At 43.6% G+C, this 26,136-nt stretch carries 23 protein-coding genes; 11 read left to right on the top strand and 12 right to left on the bottom strand.

All coding sequences use genetic code 11. The features are described 5' to 3' along the window. Positions 1–25 precede the first annotated feature (25 nt). Positions 26–4,891 (bottom strand): NAD-glutamate dehydrogenase, encoded by a 4,866-nt coding sequence (locus tag IE104_RS06710; protein ID WP_229837667.1) that lies wholly within the window; start codon positions 4,889–4,891, stop codon positions 26–28. A gap of 256 nt (positions 4,892–5,147) precedes the next feature. On the opposite strand from IE104_RS06710, the gene IE104_RS06705 reads away from it, so the two are divergent. Genes IE104_RS06705 through IE104_RS06680 form a run of 6 tightly spaced genes read left to right on the top strand, consistent with a single transcriptional unit; the run spans position 5,148 to position 12,413 of the window. Continuing rightward, entirely contained in the window at positions 5,148–6,107 is a 960-nt protein-coding gene (locus IE104_RS06705) for an AAA family ATPase (RefSeq protein ID WP_189418344.1), read from the top strand. Positions 6,108–6,137: 30 nt separating this feature from the next. Further along, positions 6,138–7,103, top strand: a complete 966-nt coding sequence (locus IE104_RS06700) for a DUF58 domain-containing protein (RefSeq protein ID WP_229837666.1) — start codon at positions 6,138–6,140, stop codon at positions 7,101–7,103. A 5-nt stretch (positions 7,104–7,108) separates the two neighbouring features. Continuing rightward, the gene (locus IE104_RS06695; RefSeq protein WP_189416913.1) at positions 7,109–7,702 is read left to right on the top strand and encodes a DUF4381 domain-containing protein; all 594 of its coding nucleotides are present in this window, start codon (positions 7,109–7,111) and stop codon (positions 7,700–7,702) included. Continuing rightward, complete coding sequence (locus IE104_RS06690) at positions 7,695–8,714, top strand: vWA domain-containing protein (RefSeq protein WP_189416912.1); 1,020 nt, start codon at positions 7,695–7,697, stop codon at positions 8,712–8,714. The genes IE104_RS06695 and IE104_RS06690 overlap by 8 nt, the downstream gene beginning before the upstream one ends. Then, entirely contained in the window at positions 8,711–10,663 is a 1,953-nt protein-coding gene (locus tag IE104_RS06685; RefSeq protein WP_189416910.1) for a vWA domain-containing protein, read from the top strand. Before IE104_RS06690 ends, IE104_RS06685 begins: the two co-directional genes overlap by 4 nt. Positions 10,664–10,694: 31 nt before the next feature. Continuing rightward, on the top strand, positions 10,695–12,413 hold the full coding sequence (locus tag IE104_RS06680; protein ID WP_189416909.1) for a BatD family protein: 1,719 nt from the start codon (positions 10,695–10,697) through the stop codon (positions 12,411–12,413). A 34-nt stretch (positions 12,414–12,447) separates the two neighbouring features. Here IE104_RS06680 and IE104_RS06675 read toward each other — a convergent pair whose 3' ends face one another. Beyond that, positions 12,448–12,888 (bottom strand): polyribonucleotide nucleotidyltransferase, encoded by a 441-nt coding sequence (locus tag IE104_RS06675; protein ID WP_189416907.1) that lies wholly within the window; start codon positions 12,886–12,888, stop codon positions 12,448–12,450. 180 nt (positions 12,889–13,068) lie between these two features. Between IE104_RS06675 and IE104_RS06670 the strand changes: the two genes are divergently transcribed. Beyond that, the gene (locus IE104_RS06670) at positions 13,069–13,542 is read left to right on the top strand and encodes a DUF6882 domain-containing protein (protein WP_189416905.1); all 474 of its coding nucleotides are present in this window, start codon (positions 13,069–13,071) and stop codon (positions 13,540–13,542) included. Between the two features lie 25 nt (positions 13,543–13,567). On the opposite strand, the gene IE104_RS06665 is transcribed toward IE104_RS06670, so the two are convergent. The 3 genes from IE104_RS06665 to IE104_RS06655 all read right to left on the bottom strand — a co-directional run bounded on the left by IE104_RS06665 (position 13,568) and on the right by IE104_RS06655 (position 16,513). Beyond that, the gene (locus IE104_RS06665; protein WP_189416904.1) at positions 13,568–14,374 is read right to left on the bottom strand and encodes a nitrate- and nitrite sensing domain-containing protein; all 807 of its coding nucleotides are present in this window, start codon (positions 14,372–14,374) and stop codon (positions 13,568–13,570) included. A 1-nt stretch (position 14,375) separates the two neighbouring features. Continuing rightward, complete coding sequence (locus IE104_RS06660) at positions 14,376–15,512, bottom strand: methyl-accepting chemotaxis protein (RefSeq protein ID WP_189416903.1); 1,137 nt, start codon at positions 15,510–15,512, stop codon at positions 14,376–14,378. A gap of 305 nt (positions 15,513–15,817) precedes the next feature. Beyond that, on the bottom strand, positions 15,818–16,513 hold the full coding sequence (locus IE104_RS06655) for a TIGR01621 family pseudouridine synthase (RefSeq protein ID WP_189416901.1): 696 nt from the start codon (positions 16,511–16,513) through the stop codon (positions 15,818–15,820). Between the two features lie 304 nt (positions 16,514–16,817). On the opposite strand from IE104_RS06655, the gene IE104_RS06650 reads away from it, so the two are divergent. Then, positions 16,818–17,462 (top strand): acyltransferase, encoded by a 645-nt coding sequence (locus IE104_RS06650; RefSeq protein ID WP_189416899.1) that lies wholly within the window; start codon positions 16,818–16,820, stop codon positions 17,460–17,462. Between the two features lie 2 nt (positions 17,463–17,464). Here IE104_RS06650 and IE104_RS06645 read toward each other — a convergent pair whose 3' ends face one another. From IE104_RS06645 to IE104_RS06635, 3 genes are read right to left on the bottom strand one after another with little or no spacing between them, the layout of a single operon-like run. Then, a complete protein-coding gene (locus tag IE104_RS06645) occupies positions 17,465–19,477 on the bottom strand; it encodes an AsmA family protein (protein WP_189416898.1) in 2,013 nt (670 codons plus the stop codon). Positions 19,478–19,515: 38 nt separating this feature from the next. After that, positions 19,516–19,764: a hypothetical protein gene (locus tag IE104_RS06640; protein ID WP_189416897.1), complete on the bottom strand. Its 249-nt coding sequence runs from the start codon at positions 19,762–19,764 to the stop codon at positions 19,516–19,518. 35 nt (positions 19,765–19,799) lie between these two features. Next, positions 19,800–20,300, bottom strand: coding sequence for a pyridoxamine 5'-phosphate oxidase family protein (locus IE104_RS06635; RefSeq protein ID WP_189416895.1), 501 nt, complete (start codon positions 20,298–20,300; stop codon positions 19,800–19,802). A gap of 328 nt (positions 20,301–20,628) precedes the next feature. On the opposite strand from IE104_RS06635, the gene IE104_RS06630 reads away from it, so the two are divergent. After that, on the top strand, positions 20,629–21,201 hold the full coding sequence (locus IE104_RS06630; RefSeq protein ID WP_229837664.1) for a TMEM165/GDT1 family protein: 573 nt from the start codon (positions 20,629–20,631) through the stop codon (positions 21,199–21,201). Positions 21,202–21,378: 177 nt separating this feature from the next. Continuing rightward, on the top strand, positions 21,379–22,758 hold the full coding sequence (gene rhlE / locus IE104_RS06625) for an ATP-dependent RNA helicase RhlE (RefSeq protein WP_189416894.1): 1,380 nt from the start codon (positions 21,379–21,381) through the stop codon (positions 22,756–22,758). A 65-nt stretch (positions 22,759–22,823) separates the two neighbouring features. Here rhlE and IE104_RS06620 read toward each other — a convergent pair whose 3' ends face one another. The 4 genes from IE104_RS06620 to fliS (IE104_RS06605) form a co-directional block, all read right to left on the bottom strand. Next, positions 22,824–24,269: a sigma-54-dependent transcriptional regulator gene (locus tag IE104_RS06620; protein ID WP_189416892.1), complete on the bottom strand. Its 1,446-nt coding sequence runs from the start codon at positions 24,267–24,269 to the stop codon at positions 22,824–22,826. A 239-nt stretch (positions 24,270–24,508) separates the two neighbouring features. Next, on the bottom strand, positions 24,509–24,913 hold the full coding sequence (gene fliS / locus IE104_RS06615; RefSeq protein WP_189416891.1) for a flagellar export chaperone FliS: 405 nt from the start codon (positions 24,911–24,913) through the stop codon (positions 24,509–24,511). 56 nt (positions 24,914–24,969) lie between these two features. After that, positions 24,970–25,245, bottom strand: a complete 276-nt coding sequence (locus tag IE104_RS06610) for a hypothetical protein (RefSeq protein ID WP_229837661.1) — start codon at positions 25,243–25,245, stop codon at positions 24,970–24,972. 1 nt (position 25,246) lies between these two features. Then, positions 25,247–25,636 (bottom strand): flagellar export chaperone FliS, encoded by a 390-nt coding sequence (gene fliS, locus IE104_RS06605; RefSeq protein ID WP_189416890.1) that lies wholly within the window; start codon positions 25,634–25,636, stop codon positions 25,247–25,249. 166 nt (positions 25,637–25,802) lie between these two features. On the opposite strand from fliS (IE104_RS06605), the gene IE104_RS06600 reads away from it, so the two are divergent. Beyond that, the gene (locus IE104_RS06600) at positions 25,803–26,135 is read left to right on the top strand and encodes a DUF2845 domain-containing protein (RefSeq protein ID WP_189416889.1); all 333 of its coding nucleotides are present in this window, start codon (positions 25,803–25,805) and stop codon (positions 26,133–26,135) included. Position 26,136: the final 1 nt, after the last annotated feature.

The raw sequence follows: 26,136 nt of genomic DNA, 5'->3' as shown, positions 1-26,136 counted from the left end.
ATATAAATTATTGAATTTTTCGCTCTTATAAAGTCACATCACAATGTTGGGTTGCCTGGGCTAAATCCAACAATTCACGCAAGGCCACAGAAAACACCGCGAAATCTGTTCCACTAGCAGCCTGGAGCTCATTTACCATAAGCTTCCATCGATTTATCAAGAGCGCTTGCTGTTGGCTCCAGGCCTCCACGACCTGTGTAACACTACCTTTACCTTTTGAAAATTTAATTAAGGATATAGTTAGCGAACGCAATTGCGATTCCAGATCGTCCATATAGGTTTCGCGAGCCATAGCCTGCCAAAAGGTTTCTACTTTCAAATTTGCAATTTGATTTGCAAACCAGGGCAAACTCAGTGCCTCACTTAACGCAAAATAAAGTTCTGCAACCTCATCCATTTCCCGGTTACTGCGTCTGGATGCTTCACCGATACTTAAGCCTGAGAATAAATAAGAAGCAGAAGTTGCACGGATAATTAAATCTTGTGGCACACCACTCTCTTGTAATCGCTGATACTGGCCTTGCAATTCTTCTAATTGCCCGCCCAACAAAAGCTGCGGAAGTTGCTGCGAAATAATACTGACTGCCGGCGCAAAAAATTCGACTTCAGCGGCTGGATTAATATTACTGCGGCGATTACGCAAGAACCATCGTGTCGCCCTACGAACACGACGCATCATATTAATCATTAATTCATATTGGATTTTTGCAGGAATCTGATGATCCAACGCCTGCAAATCAACAATGAATTTTTCCATTTGGTAAACATCGCGCGCAGCCACATAAGCCTTGGCGACCTCACCTACAGTAGCACCAGTTGCCTCCACCAAACGTTGTGCAAAACTGATTCCCATATTGTTAACCATATCGTTAGCAATTTGCGTAGCAACAATTTCGCGCTTTAATCGATGTGCATATAGTGATTCGCGGTATTCTGTGGCAATACGATTAGGGAATGCGCCTTCTATAGCTTTGGCGACATAAGAGTCATCAGCAATATTGGCTATCGCCAAATCTTCTTTCAGCACTGCTTTCGCATAGGAAATTAAAACTGCCAGCTCTGGTCTTGTAAGGCCAAGATTGTGTGATTGTCGCTCTACCAAAATGTCGTCTGCCGGTAAAAATTCCAGCTTTCGGTTCAAACGTTTTTGACTTTCAAACGTAGACATAAAACGACGATACTCAGCACCGCGGGCCAAAGATTCCAACTCTGCAATACTGATGGCCTGTGTTTGGCGATAATTATTTTTCAACACCAAATCTGCAACATTGTCCGTCATATTCGCCAACAATTGGTTGCGCTGTTTAGGTGTTAAATCACCATTACTCACAACTTCATTTAACAGAATTTTTACGTTAACTTCGTGGTCACTGCAATCCACTCCACCAGCATTGTCAATGAAATCAGTATTGCAAGCGCCGCCATTTAACGCATATTCAATTCGGCCACGCTGCGTCATTCCCAAATTGCCGCCTTCGCCAAACACTTTGCAGCGCAATTCATTACCATTTATACGCAGGCTATCATTAGCTTTATCACCAACATCTGCATGGGTTTCGCTTGATGCTTTAACATATGTGCCAATGCCGCCATTCCAAATCAAATCTACAGGTGCTTTAAGTAAGCTACTGATCAGCTCGGCTGGTGTTAGGTTATCTTCGTAAATGTTAAAAGCGGTTTTCATTTCGGGCGTGACAGCAATTGTTTTTGCATCGCGACTAAATATGCCGCCACCTTTACTAATCAATGATTTTTCATAATCCATCCAGCTTGTTTTTGGTGTGTTAAACAAACGTTGCCGCTCAACAAAACTTTTTGCTGAGTCCGGTGTTGGATCGATAAAAATGTGCACATGATTAAATGCGGCAAGCAAACAAATATGCTCTGACAACAACATACCATTGCCAAACACATCGCCCGCCATATCGCCAATACCCACTACGGTAAAATCTTCTTTTTGGATATTGATATTCTTTTCGCGAAAATGACGCATTACTGAAATCCACGCGCCGCGCGCGGTAATGCCCATTCCTTTATGGTCATAGCCCTGGCTTCCACCTGATGCAAAAGCGTCACCCAACCAATGGCTATATTCAGCAGAAATACTGTTTGCTATATCTGAAAAAGTTGCCGTGCCTTTATCGGCGGCAACAACTAAATAAGGATCATCTTCGTCATAGCGCACCACATTGTTAGGTGGCACCAATTTGCCATCTACCAAGTTGTCAGTTAAATCGAGCAAACCGCGAATAAAAACTTTGTAACACGCAATGCCCTCTTGCTGAACAGCTTCGCGCCCTCCTGTAAGTGGTGGCTGCTTACAAACAAAACCACCCTTTGCTCCATTGGGAACAATCACGGCATTTTTTACTTGTTGGGCTTTGACCAAACCAAGAACTTCTGTGCGGTAATCTTGTAAACGATCTGACCAGCGCAAACCGCCACGAGCAACTTTTCCACCGCGCAAATGCACACCTTCCACACGCAATGAGTACACATAAATTTCGTAAAGTGGCCGAGGCTCAGGGATCTCGGGAATAGAACGCGGGCTTAATTTAATAGACAGATAATCTTTTTCAGCGCCATTAGCAGCCACTTGATAATAATTTGTCCGCAAGCTTCCATCGATTAAAACTAAAAAGCGACGCAATATACGATCTTCGCTCAGATTTTCGACTGCATTAAGATGAGTGTTGATTAATTCACGGCATTGGTTTAATTCAGCCGCTCGCGTATCCGCGTTGGCATTGGGATTAAACTTTAAACTGAATAGTTTAATTAATAGCCGAGCTATATCGCGATGATTCACCAAAGCATTCGCAATATAGTGTTGCGTAAAATTAAATAGCGTTTGATGCATATAACCGGCGTAGGCGCGCAAAACAAAAACTTCTCGCCAGCTTAACTCCGCACTCAATACCAGCTTATTAAATGAATCATTAACCGTTTTTTTATGCCATGCAGCAGAAAATGCCTCCTGGAAAATATCTTTTACCCTGAGCACATCGATCACTCCGGGAAGATTGTAGCTCAGCTGGAAATCGTGCAGCCAAATAATGCCCTCGCTTTTTTTATGAATGGCATAAGGATTCTCGGACAAAACCCGTAAACCCAAATTTTCCAACAGTGGAATAGCATCAGACAACTCTATGGTTTTGGTTTTTCTAAATACTTTAAAACGAACTACATTCGGTTCTGCGCCCACGGGCTGATAAAAACTCATTGCAATATCGTCTGGCGTATTCAGTTCAGCCATTGATGCTATATCGTGCACTGCCGTGCGGGATTCGAAATGCTCTTTATAAGAAGATGAAAAAGCATCGCGGTATTCTTGCAGCAACCGCATAGCTTTTTCTTCGCCCAGGGATTCAATCAACGAATTTTGCAAGTGATCTTCCCAGGAACGGGATATTTCACGAATTTGGCGTTCAAGCTTTTCCTGGTTGTATTCCAGCGGAAGTTTTGGATCCACCTTAAAAACCAAATGCACTCTAGCCAAAATAGATTCAGAGAAATAAGTATTAAATTCGCTCTCCGTTGCATTAATTGCTTGACCGATAACATCCTGAATCCGCAAACGCATCTGGGTAGTGAACACATCTCTTGGAACATACACTAAACAACTAACGAACTTTCCAAACGGATCGCGCCGCATAAACAAGCGCACCATATAGCGTTCGTTTATTTGCGCAATGGCGGTTACTGTTTCAAATAACTCCGAGCTATTGCTTAGGAATAATTCGTCGCGTGGGAAGGTTGTGAGAATTTGTTGTAAGGATTTTCCATCGTGACTCTTGGCGCTTAAACCTGAACGCTCAAACACTTTGTTAACTTTGTTACGAATAACCGGAATCTTGGTCGGCATCATGGTGTAAACACTGGATGTGTACAAACCCAGGAACCGCATTTCACCCACAACATCCCCTAGCGCATTAAATTGCTTAACGACAATGTAATCGGAATAGGCCTGACGATGAATGCGTGACTTAACAGCAGATTTTGAAAAGGTTAATACTTGCGGTGCAAGATGGAATCTCGCCATCCCCGGATTTAAATTATCAGATTCAGAATAGTTTGCCTCACCACCTTTGTAAGCAAAAAGCCCCAACCGTTTTTCTACCTTTTCCCGTAAAAACTTTTTACCCTGCTCTTCGCCAAACTCGTATTCGCTATAACCTAAAAATGTGAAATTATTGTCGCGCAGCCAAGCCAAAAACTCCTGGCTTTCGGCAACATTAGCAACAGCGACAGATTTTGTTGCATGGCTTAGATTTTCTTCGGCTGCCGCTACAGCATTTAACATGGGCTGAAAGTCGCTCACTACAACGCTAAGTTCTGCCAATACAGACATTAAACTTTGTGTAATAGATTCAAGCTCCGACTTTTGTGTAAGCAAATTAATTTCTAAATAAACGAAGGCTTCTTTTGTGCCCGAAGTTTCGGTATCGGCGCGGTTAAGAATATCGACCAGTTGATGTTTGCTGTCCCGCTGTATATTTAACACCGTACTTTTAATTGCATGAATGGCAATATTGCGGCGATTAAGCTCAATACGAATTGAATCGACTAAAAATGGCATATCCGTTTGATGAACAACTAAAACCGTATGCGGGCAAACCCAACCTTCCGTATCGAGCTTGGGATTGACGAGGCTGACTTTGGGATGTTGTCCATCAAAGTGTTGTATGTATCGCCACCATTGATAAACGCTGCCAAATAAATCGCCTAAATAACGGCCAGCCAATTCTTCCAGGGGAAAACGGGAAAAATAGCTTTCAACAAATTTCATAAACCCGGGAAGCTCAGCCTCTGGTATTTTTTCCCTGGCGAAGTTGTGCAAGTCTTGCACAAATGTAGTGAGATCCTGTGCGGCCGCCAATTGGCTATTCACGATAAAAGCTCCTTAGCATCAAGAATGTGTTGGTCAGCGTTTATTCATAACTTTGCCTTAAGCCTAGCCCATAAATATGCACTGAGCCGTTAGGCAGCTCACTTGCGCTTATAAATGTTTATTGATGCACACTTGCCCATTGAAAAAACGAGGAACTGACACCAAATGATGCGGTCTATGCGCCGCGCCTATGGATGTTAGTATTGGCAACTTCCTCAATAGCGGCTATTTTCGATTAACTGAAGGCAATCTTGTTATGAGTAATTTCCAGCAGATCCAAACCTTAAAACTCTGGATGAATGACCAAATTATTGGTCAGGAGCACTTGGTTGAGCGTTTGCTCATTGCGCTGCTCGCTGACGGTCATTTATTAGTCGAAGGTGCTCCCGGCCTAGCAAAAACCAAAGCGATCAAAACCCTGGCGCAAGCCATTGAGGGCGATTTTCACCGCATTCAATTTACTCCGGATTTACTACCAGCGGATGTCACAGGAACGGATATCTACCGCCCTCAACAAGGCACGTTTGAATTTCAGCCCGGCCCTATATTTCATAACCTCGTTCTCGCCGACGAAATCAACCGTGCACCTGCCAAGGTGCAGTCCGCATTGTTAGAAGCCATGGCAGAACGCCAGGTGTCTGTGGGCAGCAAAACTTACCCCTTGCCCTCACTGTTTATGGTGATGGCGACCCAAAACCCTATTGAACAGGAAGGTACCTACCCACTGCCAGAAGCGCAGCTGGACCGTTTCCTTTTACACGTGAATGTGGATTATCCCGATGTTGCTGCTGAACGTCGCATTCTGCAATTAGTGCGTAACGAAGCAGCTGCAGTGGCGAATACAACGCCCGCAACTATTACCCAAGCCACGCTTATGGCCGCACGCAAAGAAATTTTGGAAATCCACATGGCAGCAAGTGTGGAGGAATATATTGTTCAACTTATCAACGCGACCCGCCGCCCTGGACACTACAGCCTTGAATTGGGCGAAATGCTGGAATACGGCGCGAGCCCGCGCGGAACTATTGCGCTTGATCGTTGCGCCCGCGCCCACGCCTGGTTACAGGGTAAAGATTTTGTTAGCCCTGACGATGTGCAAGCAGTTATTCACGATTGTTTGCGTCATCGTTTAATTTTGAGTTTTGAAGCAGAAGCCAGCGGTATCAATAGCGATAAAGTAATCGATACCTTGCTGAGTGCTGTTCCCTTGTCTTAATTGCCTATTCATTTCCAACATTAGAGCGCGATGAATATGCAGCAAACAGGTTTAAAAATAAGCGAGCAACTTGCACATTTGAATCCGAAAGGTACTTATGTAGAGCTGAGCAATTTGTTGCGTGTGCGTTTTGCCGCGCAGGACTTGCGCTTATTTGTACCCCGTGCGGTTAAAAGCCAACTCAATGGTGCCGAGCGTACTCGTTTTCGCGGGCGCGGAATGGATTTTGAAGAAGTTCGCCTCTACCAAGCCGGAGATGATGTTCGCAGCATTGATTGGCGAGTCACAGCACGCACACAGGTCCCACACACAAAACTTTATCGCGAAGAACGCGAACGCCCCGTGTATGTATTGGTAGACCAGCGAGCCCCTATGTTTTTTGGCAGCCAGCGCTGCTTTAAATCTGTACTTGCCGCACACATTGGCGCAAACATCGCGTGGGCCGCGCTGAGTAATAGTGATCGCATCGGCGGCCTGGTTTTTGGTGATAACAATCAACGAGATATTCGACCACGCCGCAGCAAACATGCAGTATTAGAATTTTTGCATCAACTACAAGAATTTAATCGCCAACTAAATTCACCCATAGCGCCAACAATCACTAAACACCTTGAAGCTATGTTTGGTGATGCACGCCGAATGGCCAAGCCCGGTTGTGCACTTTTTATCGTCAGTGATTTTCATGATTACAATCAGGCTTGCGAACAACAGCTATTTGAATTGGCTCGCCACACCGATGTAACCCTGATTCACGTATTTGATCCGCTGGAAAAAAAATTGCAAAGCAATTCGCGCCTAAGCGTAAGCGATGGTTTTAATCGTTTGCAGTTACCAACCGACGACTCGAGCTTCCAGCAGGCCTATCAAAATGCGTACACACATCATTTGGATTTTTTAACTCACAGCACCAAGCGCTTGGGTATTCCCCTACTTTCCTATGCAACTACCGATAATCTGCAGCTATTGCTGCGTGAACGATTTGCAGCGAAAAAATAACGGCTATGAACTCACAAGATCCATTATCACCAACAACCTCTCCGCAAACTGGCCAAGCGCAAGACCCGCTCGCGCAGCTACAAGATATTCACTTACCTGCAGAAATTGGGATTTGGCCACCAGCGTGGGGTTGGTGGGTTACCGCGATTCTTTTGATAGGAATTCTTGCGGCCACAATATTTTTTGTTAAGCGCAAAAAATCGCGCAATGCTTATAGGTCGCTTGCGATTGCCGAATTAAATAACATCAACCTAAAATATGGTGCAGAACAACATTCAGAATATTTGCAAGCGCTCAGTATAATTTTACGTCGCACTGCACTTAGCGGCTTTGGTGCAGGATTTAATGCGAGCTTGAAAGGAATTGAATGGCTTGAATGGCTGGACAAACAATGTCCAAACACAAAACACCAATTCAGCCAAGGCGTGGGTACTGCGCTACTCACGGGGCCTTATCAAAAAAGCCCGGAATTTGATCGCAATGATTTACATAACTTAAGCCTGCTGTGGATTAAAGAACATCGTAATCAATGGCAGCAATCAAAAAAAGAAACTGTTAATAAAGAAACTGCTAATAAGGAGGCCAATAATCATGTTTGAATTGCAATGGCCTTGGTTACTCGCTTTACTTCCGTTACCGCTATTCATTTATTTTTTACCTGCACAAAAAAGAGATGATGCCGCGTTACGCGTACCTTTTTTTGCGCAAGTAAAAACTATTGAAACACAAACACATTCATTGCGCTCAAAAAAGAAAGTAAGCCTGCTATCACTATGGCTCATTTGGGCCGCATTAGTTGTTGCCGCGGCTAACCCGCAATGGATTGGCGAACCCGTTAGCATGCCTAATAGTGGTCGTGATTTATTAATCGCAGTGGATATTTCTGGCAGCATGCGAATTGAAGATATGAAATATCAAGGCCAAGCAATCAGACGTTTGGATGCGGTAAAAATGGTGGTGGGCGATTTTGTTAAAAATCGCAAAAGTGACCGTTTGGGTCTGGTACTTTTTGGCACACAAGCCTATTTGCAAGCACCACTGACTTATGATCGCCAAACAGTGAATACCTTACTGCAAGAAACCGAAATTGGTTTTGCGGGCGACCAAACTTCAATTGGCGATGCAATTGGTTTGGCCATTAAAAGACTCCGCGTCCGCCCTGATGCCCAGCGCGTACTCGTAGTGCTCACTGACGGCGCTAACACTGCCGGCGAGTTAGAACCAATCAAGGCAGCTGAATTGGCAGAGAAAGAACACGTCAGAATTTACACCATTGGTTTTGGTGCAGATGAAATGGTGGTGGATAACGGATTCTTTGGTAAACGCACAGTTAACCCTTCAGCGGATTTGGATGAAACCACTATGCGCGCCATAGCCGATAAAACCGGCGGCCAATATTTTCGTGCGCGTAATTTGGAAGAGCTGAGCGAGATTCACCAAACATTGAATCACTTGGAGCCCATAGATTCCGAAGAAGAAAAATTCCGCCCGGTAAAAAGCTTATTTTTCTACCCGCTGGGCTTGGCATTTTTGTTGAGCCTTATTTGGGCATTCGCTTCTCTCGTGCGCCACCTTCGCCCTCAGCAAGCAGCTGAAGGAGTAGTGCAATGATTTTTTTACAAGAGCAGCTTCATTTAATTAATACCCAATTCCATTGGCTTCGCCCCTACTGGCTTCTTGCACTTATTCCAGCCCTGCTGTTATTCATTTTTCTATGGCGACAAAAACGCCAGGCGTACCAATGGCAACAACTCATCGCACCCGATCTATTGCCATTTTTGTTAGACGGAAAAACTGTTCAAGCAAAAAAATCTTTATTGTGGATATTATTACTTGCATGGATTTTAAGCACTCTCGCGATAGCAGGTCCATCGTGGGTTAAGCGCCCTACTCCTGTAGAAAAAAATCAAAATGCGTTGGTTATTTTATTAGACTTGTCTTATTCAATGATCAGTGAAGACATAAAACCGTCACGCATCGCGCGCGCGCGCTTGAAAATTGCAGACATTTTGCGTGAAAGAAAAGATGGCCAGACAGCATTAATCGCCTACGCAGGCGAAGCTCATACCGTCACACCATTAAGTGATGACAACTCAACGATTGTGAGTTTGTTGTCATCAATGCACCCCAATATTATGCCGCTGCAAGGCAGCAATACCGAAGCAGCCGTTGAACGTGGTATTCAGCTGCTGCACGACGCTGGGGCAACCCAAGGCGACCTGCTCTTGGTTACCGACGGAGTTGTGCCAGAAGCTTTCAATAAAATTAAACGTTTGTTAGCGGGCAAAAAAATTCATTTGGACATTTTAGGTGTGGGAACCACCCAGCCTGCGCCTATACCAATCACCAATGGCGGATTCTTGAAAGACGAATCAGGGAAAATTCTTACCACTCAATTGAATAGCACCGAATTGTCACAACTGGCACAAGGCCTAAATAGCCGCTATCACGAACTAGTTAACTCCAACAAAGACATTGAATATCTAAAACCGCGCGAGTCAAAAGACGATACAGACACACCGAAGATCGAACGAGATTTTGATCAATGGATAGATCAGGGTTACTGGTTGGTATTCCTGCTCCTGCCAATTGTACTTTTTTGTTTCAGGCGTGGAGTTTTATTATCTCTATTGCTAGTTCCCCTACTAGGATTCACTCCTTCCAAAAGTTATGCCTTGGGTTGGGATGATCTATGGCTCACTAAAGATCAGCAGGCACAGCGCGAATTAAAAAATGGCGACGCAAAAAAAGCTGCCGAACAATTTAAATCACCAGATTGGAAAGCGAGTGCCCAATATCGCGCCGGTGATTACACAGCGGCAGCAGAGTCCTTCTCGAAAATTGACACAGCTGATGGGCACTACAATCGCGGTAACGCTTTGGCAAAAGCCGGAAAATTACAAGATGCTATTAAAGCTTATGATGAAGCTATCAAGCGTGATCCTAATTTGGCTGATGCAAAAAAGAACCGCGAGTTGCTCGAGCAACTGTTAAAGCAACAAGATCAAAACAAACAGAACAAAGACCAAAATAAAGACAATAAGGACGACAACAAAAATCAACAAGATAAAAAGGATGGTGAAAACAAAGATAACCAAGACGAGGACAAGCAAGACCAAAGCAAACAAGATCAAGAACACAAAGATCAACAGCAAAACGACAAACAAAAAGACGATCAACAACAAAATAGCCAAAGCTCAAGCGGTAACAGTGATCAGCAAAAACAAACTGACCAACATTCATCGCAAGCTGCAAGTAGCGCCGCCAGTAATCAGGAAAAAAACGGGCAATCCTCAAGTGCTGGTGCACAACAGCAATCAACGGCTCAAGCTTCATCTGCCGGTTCTTCGGCGCAAGCTGCGCAGCCGCAGGCTAGCATTGATCAGAGCAATTTAACCGAGGAACAAAAACAAGCTCTTGAACAATGGTTGCGTCGCGTACCTGATGATCCGGGTGGATTATTGCGAAACAAATTCAGGTACCAATATGATTTAAATCGCCAAAAGCAGCGAAACGGTGAGTTACAATCGCCAGAAAATAATGCTGATCAACGTTTATAGATAACTTTGTCAATATATGGCTGTAAAGATTATGATTACACGAGCATTTAAATATCTTTTCTTTTGGCGCAGCTTGCTGATACTCACTTTTTTTGTATCAAGCATTGCAAATGCCGCTCAATTAGTCGCTAGCGTTGATCGCGATACTATTGGTATTCAAGAAACATTCACGCTGACGATTTCGGCTGACGCCAAGTCGAATGGTCAACCGGATATCGCAAGCCTTAAGAATGATTTTGAAATCCTATCCAACAATGTCAGCCAATTCGCATCCATCTCCAATGCGGGCTCTGAATTCAAAAAAGTATGGCAGTTAACTCTCGCACCAAAACGAGTTGGAACATTGCTAATTCCCTCCTTTAATGTCGATGGTGCAATTAGCGATGCAATCGAAGTTAGAGTGACCAAGCAAAGCCAATCGCAATCAACCGGCGACGAGGATGTACGGGTATCAGTAGAGATTGATAAAACTGATATCTACGTTCAGGAACAGCTCTTGGTAAAAATAAAATTAATTTCACAAGTCGATTTAAGTCGCGCAGAAATGCAACCATTGGAAATTAAAGATGCCGTGGTTGTCCCCTTGTCAGATAAGCCTAAACAATATGTGGCAAATATTAATGGCAAGCAGCATTTAATTGTTGAAAGCGATTACGCTGTATTTCCACAAAATAGCGGGCAATTAATAATTCCCAGCGTTATTTATTCAGTCATGCCAAATACCCAGAGAGATTTATGGAGCGATCCCTTTGGGCGCAATCGTGCAAATATTTTGCGTCTACCCACTGAAGAAAAAAATATTACAGTGAAAGCTGTGCCGCCGATTGCTCAGGGAACATCCTGGCAGCCAGCAAATAATCTGACACTTCACGAAACCTGGAGTGCCAGCCTTGATCATTTAAAAATGGGTGAACCCGTTACACGCACTATCACTATTTCTGCAGATGGTTTAACAGGCGGCCAAATTGCACCGCTACCCGCGAGTAATGTGGATGGCTTGACGTTTTATCCAGATCAACCGCAAAACAGTGAAGCTAAAACCGACAAAGGGATTCAAGGCACACGGATTGAAACAGTGGCTATTGTTCCCAACCGCGGCGGGGAATTTATCTTGCCAGAAGTAAGAGTAGATTGGTGGGATAGTAAAAACCAGACTATGCGCTCTGCAACATTACCGGCAAAAATCTTGAACGTTCTTGGCAGCTCAGCAGTTCAATCATCACAAGAGCCAACAGCTACTACATTAAACACAACAGATAAGAACGCACTTGTAACCCCTAAAGAAGTCGTCACTCAAACTCCATCATGGCTGTTGGGGCTCTCTATTTTCCTTGCACTTTTATCTTTGGGACTTTTGGTATATGTCCTTAGCTTACGTAAACGAATAAAGGCTTTGATCAACGAACAAAGCGAAGCTAACACGCAGCTCTCGGAAAAAGAAAAACATATTTGGGATCTACTCAAGCACGCAGCCAGCAACAGGGATGCTCCCGGTTTACGTAAAGGCTTGTTGAGTTGGGCAAAATTTCAATGGCCCAAAGAATCAATTCATTCCCTGGATGATGTAGCAAAATTGGGGGCTAAACCCGCCTTGACACAAGCGTTAAAAAAACTGGATGAATTACTTTACAGCAACCATCCTGATGATGCTTGGGAACCTAACGAATTGTTACAACTATTAAATGAATGCCGGAAGGAAAAAAATCTGAAGCAAAAGTCTGAAGGATTAAAACCACTTTACAACAATTAAAAAAACGGCGCTAACAAGCGCCGTTTTTTTCAACTTACAAACTTGCCAGAGTTAAACCATTAGCATTCAAATAAGTTAATAATGATGCTTCAGAGCTGAACGCTTTTACCTGGAGATCAGCTGAGTTTAGATTGACTGCTAAGCCCACCTTTTTGCTAACCAATTCACTTAAGGCTTTCTTATCCACTTTTCCATTCGGCGACACTGACTTTAATTCTTCTGGCGTCAAGCTGCTGTGTTTACCGTGAGGCAAATAAATTGTGCCGTTACTGAAGTCCACCGCAAACGCGATAATCCCGGGAATGAAGAAAAACAATAGCCCCACAGCATCTGCCACAGCAACTATGGGATCAATTGAACCGGACTTGGTACCTTTACGCTCAGGATAAAACACAGTTCCGCAGGCAGTCAGCTCTAATACCATCACCACGCTCAAGCTCATGACAATTGCTTTACTTAATGTTTTTACGGCCATAAATAGATCCTCTTAGTGATTAAATCGCGAAGCCAAAAACCACAGGTTTAAGGCGCCAAGCCCTGTGAAGTCTGCCTTATTATAGCTCTTAAAAAACGGCAATATTTGGCATTTTCGGTATGAAAACATTAGTTAAATCTATATAGTCGCGCCTATTAGCACCCGATGAACGGACAGATTATGAAAGACGAAGAATTTGAACTTTTTTTGACCAATGCAAGTGCCGAGCTAAAAGAGAAACAAGCCCACTTAACATCTGCTTATGGATTCGGTAGCCACAAACGTTGGATGTTTGAAAATGACAAAGCCAAGTTACAATTTTTTAATCAGGATGATCAACTTGTTATTGAGGCAGACATTATCGACATAGGAAGTTACTCTCCTGCCGCCGGAACCTGGAAATGGGCCTGGGCTTACGATTCCATTAACCCTGCACTTAAAGCGGATTCAATTCGCATAAAAGAATTGGAAGAAATAACCGATTTGGTGATTTTTGGCGAAAAAGAACCCGTTGAAGCCGATGAGTATCTCGCTTGGGAATTGGCAGCCATGGCGGTAAAACACTTGAATGCCATGGGCTGTTATCGCGCATTCTCATCTGCTCGCAACGTAAATATGTTTTTTGCGATAACTGAAGTTAAAGTGATTAACTAATACAAGCCGCACGGATAGCGCATGATTAAGTGCGATGAAATTGGATTTTTTCCACTTGCCTATCAAATTCAACCAACACATGTTCAATGCAGCCTGTCGCTAACTTGAAGTATTCAACGGGAGAAATGGTGGGTGTATCCACAATCACTTGCCCTTCAATAACATTTAAAAAATTGCGAAAATCTTTTTGTATTTTTTCAGACCAGGACGGATTTATATTGGATTCAATTTTTACCACCAAATGATTTAACTGAATCCGCAATACACTGGTACAAAATCCTTTACTAACTACGCCCATTCCCAAAGCACGCGCCTGCCCAACATACTCCGCAATAAATAACAGATTTCGCCAGTCAGTCTCTGTTGCATCAATAAGCCCAAGCTTCCCTAAATGATGGGCATAAGCCAGATCATCAATCAGGTAAAGTAAATTGGCAATCAAGGTATTGTGTTGTTTTAAATTAACCTCAGCTTCAACTGTTTGATAATGTGCATGAATTCTTTGCCAGTGATCGATAATGCTATCCCATTTTGGATTTTCTTTAATCCAACCATTTATCGTTGATATTTCAGAAATTTCGCGCGCGGTTAAAACTTCAACCTTTTGTATATCCTCAACCACTGAAAAGTTACCGCTGAGAAAGCTATTGGTTAAGCCGCGGTGCTGTTGAATGTACATCAACAGGCTACGTAAACGTTTTAAATAGCTAATGCCGCTTCTAAATAAAGCTTCTTCCATTTTTTTGCGTTTAACTACACCATAAATAGCAGTGAATAAGGCTATGCACGGCACTACTATAAAGATAAAAATAAATGAAAAAGGTAAACTCATTTTATAGCTCCGCTTGGCGAGTTAAGCGATGTAAATGCTCCGCAATTTCAGCAGCCTGCCCTGCGCGCTGGCTATTGTCATGAGCATGATTAGCCACAGTCTCAACGTGACCGGAAATCTCCCTTACCGCCACACTTTGTTGCGAAGCCGCCACTGCTATTGCATCTACCAATAAAAATACTTCATTAGTCCGGGCAGAAATTTCTTTTAGTGAAGAATCTGCATTTTGAACGCTGCTTTGGCAGTAAACCGTTTTATCAAGCACAGAGGTCATACTGAAAAGAACTTGCTGCATATTTGCCTGCACTTTTGCAATGCTGGTTGATATTTCTGTTGCAGAACCCTGGCTGCGCATAGCTAAACCACGCACTTCGTCGGCTACAACCGCAAAACCGCGCCCATATTCACCGGCCCGCGCAGCTTCAATTGCAGCGTTTAATGCAAGCAAATTAGTTTGTTCTGCAATTTCGCCAATGATTCGTGACATGCTAGTAACTGACCGCATTAACTCATCCAGCGTCGTTATACGTCGTTCGGTATCTTTCGCCAGCTCGGCAACTTGCGCTACTTCGCTATTGGCATCGCGCAATGCAGCGCTACCTTTTTCGGTGAGTTGCAAAGCCTCTGTAGCACGATCACGGGTTGATGTTATACGTTGTGCTATATCATCCAAGCAATAACTCATTTCTGTAATAGCGGCAGCGCTCGAAGTAGTGGCTGCCGATTGATTTGCAGCACTCTCTGAATATTGGCGAGCGTTGGCAGCGAGCTCAGCGGAGGAAAATGCCATCTCTTTTAATGCATCACGATTTGCATCTAAAGTGCGGCGATAAGGTTTCAAAATTTCATGCAGCGGTTCACGCAAGGGCGACAAAAAGCCATTGACATAGCTGTTCCATTCCAGATTTTTTTTATCGCCTAAATACATCAAATACAGGTGGAGCCCGCGAACATCATCCAGCAAGGATATTAAGGTGCATCCACCAAGAAATATGAGGAACGTGTAATTTGCCCAGATCAGATTTTTAGAAAAGGCTGTTAGTTCTAATAAAAATAAACTACAACTTAATAATGCTAAAACTACGAGCGTTCGCCCCAAGCCAAATATCAATAAAGCTTGTTTAATACTTATCCACATATTGCCTCTCTATTCAGGACACGGCTAAACAACACCCATTGAATTTATTAAAATAAAATGCACAACGAGATTTCGCTAAGCCACCCATAATTAAAAAAGTGACTTATTTCGGAACTCAAAAAAAAATCGCAAGCACTTCTTTGGTTCGCACTACCGATTCAACTGCAGCCTTTTGGTGCGCGCAAACGCAGAAATAGCTGGAAGTAAATACAAATGTATTAACTTCAACTTTCATGCCAGTGGAATTGTTTAGGACGAGAAAAAAAGTGTTTATATTTTTTTGCTTTTTTTAAGCTTTATGCTTATTAGATGCGGGGCCAATGTAAAAGCCAGGGAGATTGGAATGAATTCATAGCTATGACAAATTCAGGGGTTGCAAAAATTTCACCTTCACGCGGCGCTTCAGTAAAGCGGTAATCTTGCCCACCCAGGGAAAAAGCAAGACTGAAAGCATGTAAATAGACTCGATCAACTCCTTCGCAATCTGCAGCGTCAGCATATAGAGCATCGCCCAATATGGGTGAGCCAATGCTTTTAAGAGCGACACGAATTTGATGTGTTTTACCTGTATGTGGCTTGACCATAAAAAGCCGCATGCCGTTACCTATGGAGGCACTAAAAAATTGCGTTACGGCAGGATTCTCAAAGGTAGGCAAAAGCTTCCAGGCTCCGCGCCTCGCCGACCCCATATCGCCTTTTATAAGGCCTTGTTTCTTTTTAGGTTTTTTCTTGCTAATCGCTATGTAATATTTTTCAATCTGTCGGTTCTTGAATTGATCAACCAATTCCTGATTTGCATCGGCTGTTTTCGCCATTACCAACAAACCTGAAGTGATTTTATCTAAACGATGGACCGGATAAAGCTCTGACAAACCTTGGGTTTGCTTTACCGTCTCGAATAAGCCGCGCTCACCATCTTCGCTATGAAAGCTAGTATTAGGTTTTTTATAAACAACCAAAAAATGTTCGTTATTTTCTACCAGCTCGTAAAACTCATTCATAAATAATTCGTCTATCCAGTGACTTTATTGCGGCATAAAAAACTAAGCCGGTACTCGCCAACAAAACTCGGCTAACTATAATTAACACAAGTGTCCGCAGTGTTGCACAGTAACGGGTAACCCCCAAGAGCGTTCATGTAAACGCTCCTTAAATCCTGACTGTGAAGATCAAGGATTTACCTAACCATTGCAACCTGCGGATACCCTATCCCAAACTCATCATGGTCCAGCTCCGGAAATATCCTCACATTTTTTCTACATATAAATTTATAATGCAGAAAATATTTTTTTGCGCCTATTAACCATGAATGACATCGAAAGCAATCTCTCCAAACCACCACTGGAATTTTACCGCACTCAACACAAGTTGCGGTTAAGCTATATGCCCTGGCTTTACGCTGAACTAAAACCAACGCATAAGGCTTGGGCAATTGAATGGCAACGGGAGGTGCAAGCTTATTTCCAGATGATGGAAACGATTAAAATCGGCAACAACTGTTTTATAGCTCCGGAAGCAAAGCTCTTCGCTGAGCCCGGTCGCCCTATCATTATCGGTGACGACTCATACATCGCGGCTGATGCAGTAATTCATGGCCCAGTTACGCTAGGTAAAAATGTTTCCATCAATCATCACGTTACTATGGATGGCGGAACCAAAGGCATCCACATTGCTAATAACGTTCGCGTGGCGGCCTATTGTCAATTATACGCGTTTAATCATGGCATGGCAGCAGACAGATTAATTAGCGAACAACCCACGCGCTCGCACGGAATTTATATTGGGGAGGATGTTTGGTTGGGTGCAAATGTGGGCGTGGTAGATGGGGTTAGCATACATGAACGTGCGGTGGTTGGTATGGGCAGTCAAGTTACTAAAGATATTGAAGCATTCAAAATTGTCGCGGGCAATCCTGCCCGCGTTACAGGTGACAGGCGCGATAAAAAATAATATTACCTACGCGCATTTGTTATCAGCGCTCTGCAATCTGCATTTTCGGCATCGCCAATTTCTATAAAAGGTAAGATCGCGGCAAAGGGCGCAAGAATACCGCTTAAAATTGCGGCAGCTGTTCCTTTTGAGCCTACTTTTTTACCATCCAAGCCTACCGCTGGTGACTTGAGCTGGCCTGATAAGGTAATTGGAATTTGTGCAGAAAAAATACTCGAATCTTTAGGCTTTGCGTCTAAACGCGCACTAATTGTTTCTTTTTTCATATTGATACTGACCTTGCCCGTTAGCAGCGAATCATTGGTATCAAGGACGACTACTTTGGACGTGAGCAATCCGTCTTTTACATCAAAGTCGGTCACACCGCAGCGAATTCTTGTTGAGTTATCTTTCCCTAAAAATAGTGGCAAGGCCTGTGCGATATCCAAATCAGAAGCTTCAATTAACAGCTGACTGATTTTTCCGCCCGACATTATGATTGTGAACTCACCATTACTCGTAGCTAGCACATCGGCTAAAGATGATCCCGTTCCGGCTAAATTGAGTTTTCCACCGAAAACACCTTCTGTGGTTTTGGCAAACCGTGTGTTAGCAAAAAATTGCCCCAAACTCAATTTATGCAAACCCAAATTCATTTTCATCGGAGGAACATCTTTGTTTGCATCAATTTCAATTTTCCCATCGACTGTTCCATCTGCTAACACAACTTTAAAAGGATCCAAATCTAATAATCCATTTTTTAAATAAAAACGAACTTCCATTCCTTTAAAAGGTATTCCTGGTGCAACAATTTTTTCGGCTTTCAAGGTTACATCGAGATCCGTACCGCGCAGACGTTCAAGCTTTAAAGGAACATCTGGAATAAGCTTTGGGCTTGCTTTTTTTTCTGCTGCTGCCTTTTTTTGTTCTGGTGTTGCATTTTCCCCTGACGGACTTAAACCTATGAAGCCGCCCAAATCTTTACTGTCCATTAGGTTGGAAGCTAAATTAGCTTTTAAAAAACCTCGCTTACTTCCCAAATCATAAGACAGGTTACCCGCCAAATCGCTACCGCCAACCTTGCCTTTAAAACCTTCATAAGCCCACACATTTCCTGATTTTGTCAGACGCCCTTCTAATACATATGGAGGAGTAATAGGCAAAGGAATTGCGGTTAAGTAAAACAAATCCGCCATATTGCTGCCGCGAATATCAAGGGAAGCATTAACACCTGCAAGTTTTACGGGGTCTTTGAAAGCCCCATCAACTAAAACTTTTGTAGCGCCCATAGTGATTTGCAATTTAAGGGGATAGTCTTTGCTAGAGTCTCGCAAGCTGTCCAGAGAACCACCGGAGGCTTCAACTAAAAACTTTTGTTTTTGCATAGAACCAGAACCCGCAATTCTGAACGCCTTGTCAGCAGCTAGCTGTTTCGAATCACGTTTGTTCTTGTCGTTTTCTTTATCATCTTGTCCGTTAACAGAATCAAGCTTTAAATCAAGATTCATGCCTTTAACAGCGTCGCGGTAAATGAATTGGCCAGCTTTTAACTCCAGGGTTTGAAACGCCGGAAATTCGTAACGATTATCTGGAAGCACAGTTTCATCCAAAACCTTCGCATCAGAGAAGACAGGAAAATTCCAGTTATACTCAGTAGCTGTTTTTCTATCGAGAACAAGGAAAGGCTTGTTGAAAACTACATCGCCAAATTCAAGCGAACCTTTTAATATGTTTAAGGTTTTGAAACTAAAGTAGAGCCCCTCAATCGTCATCATATTTTTTTCGGGATAACCCGGTGCATTTGACAGGCGAATTTTTTCTGCTTTGACTTGGGTATAACCCCAATGCCAATCAATGTCGAATGCCCCTTCAATGACTAACTGCCGCCCTAATTTTTCGCTGCCTTTTCCTTGAACCAAAGATTTAATAATCGGTTCAGAAAATAATATTAAAACCAAAACAGCAATAAGAAGAACTGAAATGAAAACGCCGATTACTGTTAGTAATTTGTGATGCCGCACTGACTTAGAAAACATATAGCTCCTTAATTATCTCAAATCAATGTGAAGACAACTTAGGGCCAAGGAGCGGGATTATCGTTTATATATTGTGCTCCGCCCTGCTCAGGTTCTGGTTCAATGTGTTGCAAGACGTTAGAGCCGTTGGTGGCTAGGCCAAATAAAGTCTGGCGTACATCCCGAAAATTACTAATAGATAGCTGATGTTCTTTGTCGGGAGAATTTTCAACAATCCAGGCAATTAAATCATCCACCCTGCGTTGTACTTCTCTAGCAAAAATTGCATTTTGAGTTATTTCTGACATTTTTTTCTCCAAGCTCACTTGGGCTCAAAGCCGAATTACTTAAAATTAATTTTTTGATGTTCACCAATATCTGCAGGAGGCTCACCAACAAAAGCAGCTTTCGCAATAGAAAATATTTTCAGCATTTTATTGGTATGTGAATCCCAATATTCAGCGTTATAAATTGAAAGTTTAATTAGCGAGAGATGGGGATCATCTAAACCTTCCGGAAACCAAACAGCTACAGCAGGGTTCCAAAGTTCTGCGGCTTTCTCTTTAAATTTTATTATTTCTGCATGCCCGGAAATAGCGACGTAAATACTGTCTGAAGGATTTGCGAAGGTAACATTAATTTTTGGATGACGATTAATATCAGCTGCAAGCTGTGAAGTATCAGATATGAAAAACCATAAGATGCCACTATCCTCAAGACTCTGTTGCGTCATGGGACGACTGGATAAACTCTCGTCATCGTTAAGCGTGGTGAGCATGCCAAAACGTATGGATGAAATTTTTGACCGCAAATCTTTTATCGCACCTTCAGTAACCTGGGACATTTTCATTTACTCCATTACGTATAAAAAATCTGAATTTACTTATTTATAACCATAAGGAAACTGGTTTTAGATCTCTGTACGTTAACCCACTGAGGTCATATTGAAGTGACAGATGTTGAGTAAACGAGGCGCCCGCAGTAGAATGCGCGCACTTCTCTCGGGGGAGTAATCTACCGGTGTAAAACCGGTGCCTTTATCAACAAACTTGCTCATATAGCATGGTAAAGGCGTCCAACGAATTACGTTGGATTGATGAGACCTGAGACATAGCTACCGCCATAGGCGGGACGGTTGCTATGTCTCTGGTTAAAATTCCCGCCCGGATCTTATGATGGAAGCCTTCCTTAGCTCTACCCTCGCAGTTGCCATTGCCGAAATAGGCGATAAAACCCAGCTCCTTGCACTCTTTCTGGTTACCAAATATGGCAGACCTTACGTTATTAGCTTTGGAGTGCTGCTCTCTACTCTTTTGAATCATGCTTTATCCGCTTGGGTTGGCGCATGGCTGGGCGACAAAATACCCGCAGAGTTAATCCCCTGGATCATCAGCGCCAGCTTTGTGGCAGTGGCGATTTGGTTGTTGGTGCCTGATAAAGAAGACGATGACCTGAGCAAATTCAGCCAATATGGTCCTTTAGTCGCCACTTGCGTGTTGTTTTTCCTTGCCGAAATTGGTGACAAAACCCAAATAGCCACGGTGATACTCGCCGCACAATACCAAACGCAGGTTGCCTGGGTGATTGCAGGAACAACCTTCGGTATGTTGATTGCCAATGTTCCCGTCATTTTCGCGGGCAAGTGGCTGATGCAACGCATTCCCCTTAAGCTCGCCCATAGATGTGCCTTCGTATTATTTCTTTTACTTGCCTTTGCGACTATCGCAAAAGCCTACCTAGGTTAATCACGGCACCCCACGGAATTGACTGCTAGCTATACGCAGTCAATGTCTGTACTATGCGCGTCCCGACGCTCCTAGGTCAGCGTCGCCTCTCTCTTCTGGTTAATGGCCACGCCAACTGGAATCTCTTGCTCGCCAGACCTATCCCCAATGCGGGAGGCCGAGCTACAGGAAAACACTATGTCATTTGCTTCCCTCGGCTTAAACGCCGATATTCTTCGTGCTATTGCCGAAGAAGGCTATAGCACGCCAACACCCATTCAAACCCAAGCGATTCCAGCCGTTCTCAAAGGCGGCGATATACTCGCAGGCGCTCAAACCGGCACCGGTAAAACCGCAGGATTCACCCTGCCCTTGTTACAAAAACTCAGCGCTAATCCTAAAGTGGTTACTGGCCGTCGTCCGGTACGCGCACTTATTCTTACTCCAACCCGCGAACTTGCCGCACAAGTATTTGAAAGCGTGCGCACTTACGGAAAATATTTACCACTTCGCTCAACCGTTGTATTCGGTGGTGTAAGCGCTAACCCACAAATGATGAAGCTACGCGGCGGCGTGGATATTTTGGTAGCGACTCCTGGCCGCTTGCTGGATTTGGTTCAACAAAATGCCGTGGTATTAAAAGAAGTTGAAGTCTTGGTACTCGACGAAGCCGACCGCATGCTAGACATGGGCTTTATTCACGACATCAAACGTGTTTTAGCTTTACTGCCAAAGCAACGCCAAAATTTATTATTTTCTGCAACCTTCTCAAACGAAATTAAAGATCTTGCGGATAAATTATTAAATAAACCCACCTTGATTGAAGTTGCGCGTCGCAATACTGCAAGCGAACGCATTGAGCAAACTGTGCATCCCGTTGATCGTAATCGCAAGCGCGAATTACTAACGCATTTAATTAAACAAGGCGACTGGCAGCAAGTATTAATTTTTACGCGCACTAAACATGGTGCGAATAAATTAACTGAACAGTTATCTACCGATGGCATTAGTGCCGCTGCGATTCATGGTAACAAAAGCCAGGGCGCACGCACCAAAGCTTTGGACGACTTTAAGAAAGGTGCTATTCGCGCATTAGTCGCTACAGATATTGCTGCACGTGGTATTGATATTGATCAGTTACCCCACGTTGTAAATTACGAGCTGCCAAACGTGCCAGAAGATTATGTACACCGTATTGGCCGTACAGGCCGTGCAGAAAGCGAAGGCGTTGCAGTTTCTTTAGTATGCGTTGATGAAGATAAATTTCTGCGTGACATTGAAAAATTAATTAAGCGCGACATTCCAAAAGAAGTGATAGAAGGATTTGAACCCGATCCAAGTATTAAACCTGAACCCATAGTGTTAGGCCGCAGCATGACCATTGGTCGCAACAATGGCGGTGGAAATGGCGGCAGTAATAATGGTGGTTCGCGCAGACCAACATTGGGCGCAAAACCAAAACCTAAAACTGCCGGGAATGGTGGAAAATCAAGCGGCGGCAACAATCCTTCTGCAAAAAAACCGCAAGGTGCCACACGCAGAAGTAAACCGAAAAAACCTGTAGTCAAAATCGGTTAATTCTATGCCCATAAAAAAACCGCTATAACTTAGCGGTTTTTTTATGGCTCACAATCAATCGTTGCCTAACGTTGTAATTCGTATTTACGCATTTTTTCAACGAGTGTGGTACGGCGAATACATAATTTATCTGCAGCACGTGCAACTACACCACCGCAATCATTTAAGGCTTGCTGGATTAAACTCATTTCTAAATTGGTAATGTATTCCCGCAAATCTATGCCTTGGTCGGGCAACAAAGGATTGTCATTCATATTTACGTAACCCGTGTTAGCCTGGCCAACAGATTGGGTAACGGGAGCAAAATCTTCCGCACTTACATCTACATGGCGATATTTTGCTGGCAAATCTTGCACACCAATTACACCATATGGATGGATAATTGCCATACGCTCAACCAAATTCGCAAGCTCGCGGACATTACCGCTCCATTCATGCTGACACAAAGACATAATTGCTGCCGAATTAAAACGAATTGAACCGCGCTGCTCATTTTCCATGCGAGTAACCAATTCATTAATTAGCAACGGAATATCTTCTGAGCGTTCTTTTAATGAAGGTAATTCAATGGGGAAAACATTCAGGCGATAAAACAAATCTTCACGAAAGGTGTTATCAGTAATCATGCCGTCAAGGTTGCGATGAGTCGCCGCAATAATGCGAACATCAACAGCTTGAGTTTTATTACTTCCTACACGTTCGTAACAGCGCTCTTGTAACACACGCAAAATTTTTACTTGCATGTTAAGGGGCATATCACCAATTTCATCCAGAAATAAAGTGCCACCTTCCGCCAACTCAAATCGACCTGCGCGAGAATTAATTGCACCGGTAAACGCGCCCTTCTCATGACCAAACAATTCGCTTTCAAGTAATTCCGCTGGAATCGCGCCGCAATTTACAGGAACAAAAGGTTTATCACGGCGTGGCGAATTGTAATGAAGATTGCGCGCTACAACTTCTTTCCCCGTACCTGACTCGCCCGTAATCAAAACAGAAACATCTTTTTCCGCAACCTGCGCCATCATCTCACGGACATTTTGGATTTCGCGACTGGTTCCCACCAAGCTGCGGAACAAATGCACCGGGCGGCGTGTTGGCTGGCGTTTACTACTGGATTGAGCTTCGCGATAAAGCTGAGCCCTATGTAATGTATCTACAAGTTTATTGTAAGTGGGGGGAATACTGAGAGAGGCAATTATCATGTGGCGCAGAGAGTCTTCCAGGCCGTCTTCACTGGGAATATTTTCTCCCGTTAAGACTACCGCCAACTCATCATTCCAGTCTCGAATACTTTTAAGCAGCTGCTCAAAACTTTGCTTTGATTGGAAGAAATCACCTACAAAAACGGCGATGTAATCTTCTCCTTTATTTTCATTTTGTACGAGTTCCTGCCAGGTTTTTGAACCTGCCGTTAAGGTAGTTTCACTTAGAAACTCTAATAACACTTTTAAATCGTGCCGGCGCGATTCACTGTCATCAATGACTAAGACTTTGTTGTTACGCCACATGTCTTATGACCCTTGTAAATATGCAGATAGGCTAGATTTTAATCCGATGAATGTCGGAGATATGACTATTAATGCTTAGGTTTAGACGAGGATACGAAGCGAGTCAAATTAATGGCAGGAATAAATAAAAGATTTTTGCGGTCGGCTTAAAAAGCGCTGATTTTTTGACTGAATTGTACGAGAAGAAGGCTAAACACCTACCAAAGTAAGTGCTTAGGGCGTGCAGAAAGAAAGGCTTATCAAGGTGCAGCTTGTGGTTCTATTCCATCCCAACCGGACTTGATGGTTTTCAATAATTCGATAACTTCGCTAACTATTTCTGCTTTATTAAACGCAGACGCTTCTAACAAACGGCGCCCCATATAATCGTAAAGGTTATCCAGGCGCTCCGGCAATTCAGTACCCTCAACACTCATGTCGAGGGATGCTCGTAAACCAGAGATAATACCCATTGCCTTGCCAATCAACGCGCCTTTAGTGGCTGTATCGCCGCGATCTATAGCGGCTTTAGCGCCATTTAAACGCTCAAGTGCACCCTCCATCAAAAGCTGGATCAAACGATGTGGACTGGCGTTGTTGATTTGCGTTTCCAGCCCCAGTTGACGGTATTGTTTAAGGGCTTCTTGCGAATTGTAATTAGACAATGTGGCGCTCCTTTACTGGCTAAGCTGTTAGTTATACCGCTAAGCCTAGCACTAAATCAATGCGCCATTAAAGCAACTTCACGTTTACATTGGACAATGAGACTTGCGTATACACCTTTTAGCTCATTTAAAGCTTCGGCAATCGCTTTGGTGTCCCCTTCATTTGCGAAGATAACCTTATCAATCACAACCGCGCAACTCTGGTCCAAACGGCGTACCTTTTCCCAATCCTCAGCCTCTAAAGCAACATTTAAGGCATGTTGCAGGCTGCGAACTTGCATAACGCCCGCCTGCCCCGCGTAATCAATTGGTTCGACCAGTTGAAGTCGCATATCAAGACACCTCGGGAGCAATGGCATCCCAACCAGACTTTAATTCACCCAAGAGACGGCCACATTCATCCAAAATCTCCGGGTCATTACTCAAATTAGCCTTGATTAACCGACGAACTATATAATCGTAAAGCCCCTCAAGATTAGCGGCCAGCTCGCCACCTTCTTTGTCGTTGAGGCTTCCCTGCAAACCACCAACTATATTGATGGCTTTACTAATCAATTCACCTTTGCGCGCAACCTGGTTTTGCAACATTGCACCTTTTGCCTGGGCGATACGCTCAAGCGCACCCTCAAACAACATTTGTATAAGCCTGTGGGGAGATGCATCCAGAACGCTGCCTTGGTTTTTAACGGATGAATAGTGTTGCGCCGCCTGGTATGCGTTCATAAGACTTCTCTCTTCAGTGAACATTAAGGTTATTAGGGTAAAACTACCTGCCTACTAAGTTAGCGGCATAGCCAGAAATTTCTTTAGGAGGAAATTCCTGGCTAATCGCTTCCGAAATCCGATTTAAAGTTATGACTAACTACAAGCCCAAATTTAAGGATGCAATATGAAAGTGATCAGTGGATTTGCAGTATGTTTTGCCCTGCTCTTGAGTCATGTAGTCAAGGCTGAGTCATTACGCTGTAATGGCGACATTGTGGAAGTAGGCGACGCCAAGGTGGATGTGTATCGCAAATGTGGCGAACCTGTTCTGAAAGATAGTTACTGCGAACGAACGCCAATCAAAATCAAACAATCAAATGGAAATTACGACCTTATAGAGCGCTGTGAAAATATCGACGTGTGGACGTACAATCCCGGCAAAGGCCAGTTTTGGACCAATTTATATTTTTCACAAGGCAGGCTGCGAGAAATGCGCTACGGAGACAGAGTTGAATAAA

The sequence above is a fragment of the Cellvibrio zantedeschiae genome (assembly GCF_014652535.1).
GTDB lineage: Bacteria > Pseudomonadota > Gammaproteobacteria > Pseudomonadales > Cellvibrionaceae > Cellvibrio > Cellvibrio zantedeschiae.
This window is presented reverse-complemented; position numbering and strand designations above follow the sequence as displayed.

Bases quoted from the DNA above. Each gene is read 5' to 3' on its own strand.
- IE104_RS06650 (WP_189416899.1), top strand. From the start codon at position 16,818: ATGAATGACATCGAAAGCAATCTCTCCAAACCACCACTGGAATTTTAC.
- IE104_RS06675 (WP_189416907.1), bottom strand. From the start codon at position 12,888: ATGGCCGTAAAAACATTAAGTAAAGCAATTGTCATGAGCTTGAGCGTG.
- IE104_RS06660 (WP_189416903.1), bottom strand. From the start codon at position 15,512: ATGTGGATAAGTATTAAACAAGCTTTATTGATATTTGGCTTGGGGCGA.
- fliS (WP_189416890.1), bottom strand. From the start codon at position 25,636: ATGAACGCATACCAGGCGGCGCAACACTATTCATCCGTTAAAAACCAA.
- IE104_RS06700 (WP_229837666.1), top strand. From the start codon at position 6,138: ATGAATATGCAGCAAACAGGTTTAAAAATAAGCGAGCAACTTGCACAT.
- IE104_RS06655 (WP_189416901.1), bottom strand. From the start codon at position 16,513: ATGAATGAGTTTTACGAGCTGGTAGAAAATAACGAACATTTTTTGGTT.
- IE104_RS06685 (WP_189416910.1), top strand. From the start codon at position 8,711: ATGATTTTTTTACAAGAGCAGCTTCATTTAATTAATACCCAATTCCAT.
- rhlE (WP_189416894.1), top strand. From the start codon at position 21,379: ATGTCATTTGCTTCCCTCGGCTTAAACGCCGATATTCTTCGTGCTATT.
- IE104_RS06630 (WP_229837664.1), top strand. From the start codon at position 20,629: ATGATGGAAGCCTTCCTTAGCTCTACCCTCGCAGTTGCCATTGCCGAA.
- IE104_RS06705 (WP_189418344.1), top strand. From the start codon at position 5,148: ATGAGTAATTTCCAGCAGATCCAAACCTTAAAACTCTGGATGAATGAC.
- IE104_RS06690 (WP_189416912.1), top strand. From the start codon at position 7,695: ATGTTTGAATTGCAATGGCCTTGGTTACTCGCTTTACTTCCGTTACCG.
- IE104_RS06635 (WP_189416895.1), bottom strand. From the start codon at position 20,300: ATGTCCCAGGTTACTGAAGGTGCGATAAAAGATTTGCGGTCAAAAATT.
- IE104_RS06670 (WP_189416905.1), top strand. From the start codon at position 13,069: ATGAAAGACGAAGAATTTGAACTTTTTTTGACCAATGCAAGTGCCGAG.
- IE104_RS06695 (WP_189416913.1), top strand. From the start codon at position 7,109: ATGAACTCACAAGATCCATTATCACCAACAACCTCTCCGCAAACTGGC.
- IE104_RS06620 (WP_189416892.1), bottom strand. From the start codon at position 24,269: ATGTGGCGTAACAACAAAGTCTTAGTCATTGATGACAGTGAATCGCGC.
- IE104_RS06600 (WP_189416889.1), top strand. From the start codon at position 25,803: ATGAAAGTGATCAGTGGATTTGCAGTATGTTTTGCCCTGCTCTTGAGT.
- IE104_RS06640 (WP_189416897.1), bottom strand. From the start codon at position 19,764: ATGTCAGAAATAACTCAAAATGCAATTTTTGCTAGAGAAGTACAACGC.
- IE104_RS06665 (WP_189416904.1), bottom strand. From the start codon at position 14,374: ATGAGTTTACCTTTTTCATTTATTTTTATCTTTATAGTAGTGCCGTGC.
- IE104_RS06610 (WP_229837661.1), bottom strand. From the start codon at position 25,245: ATGCGACTTCAACTGGTCGAACCAATTGATTACGCGGGGCAGGCGGGC.
- IE104_RS06645 (WP_189416898.1), bottom strand. From the start codon at position 19,477: ATGTTTTCTAAGTCAGTGCGGCATCACAAATTACTAACAGTAATCGGC.
- IE104_RS06680 (WP_189416909.1), top strand. From the start codon at position 10,695: ATGATTACACGAGCATTTAAATATCTTTTCTTTTGGCGCAGCTTGCTG.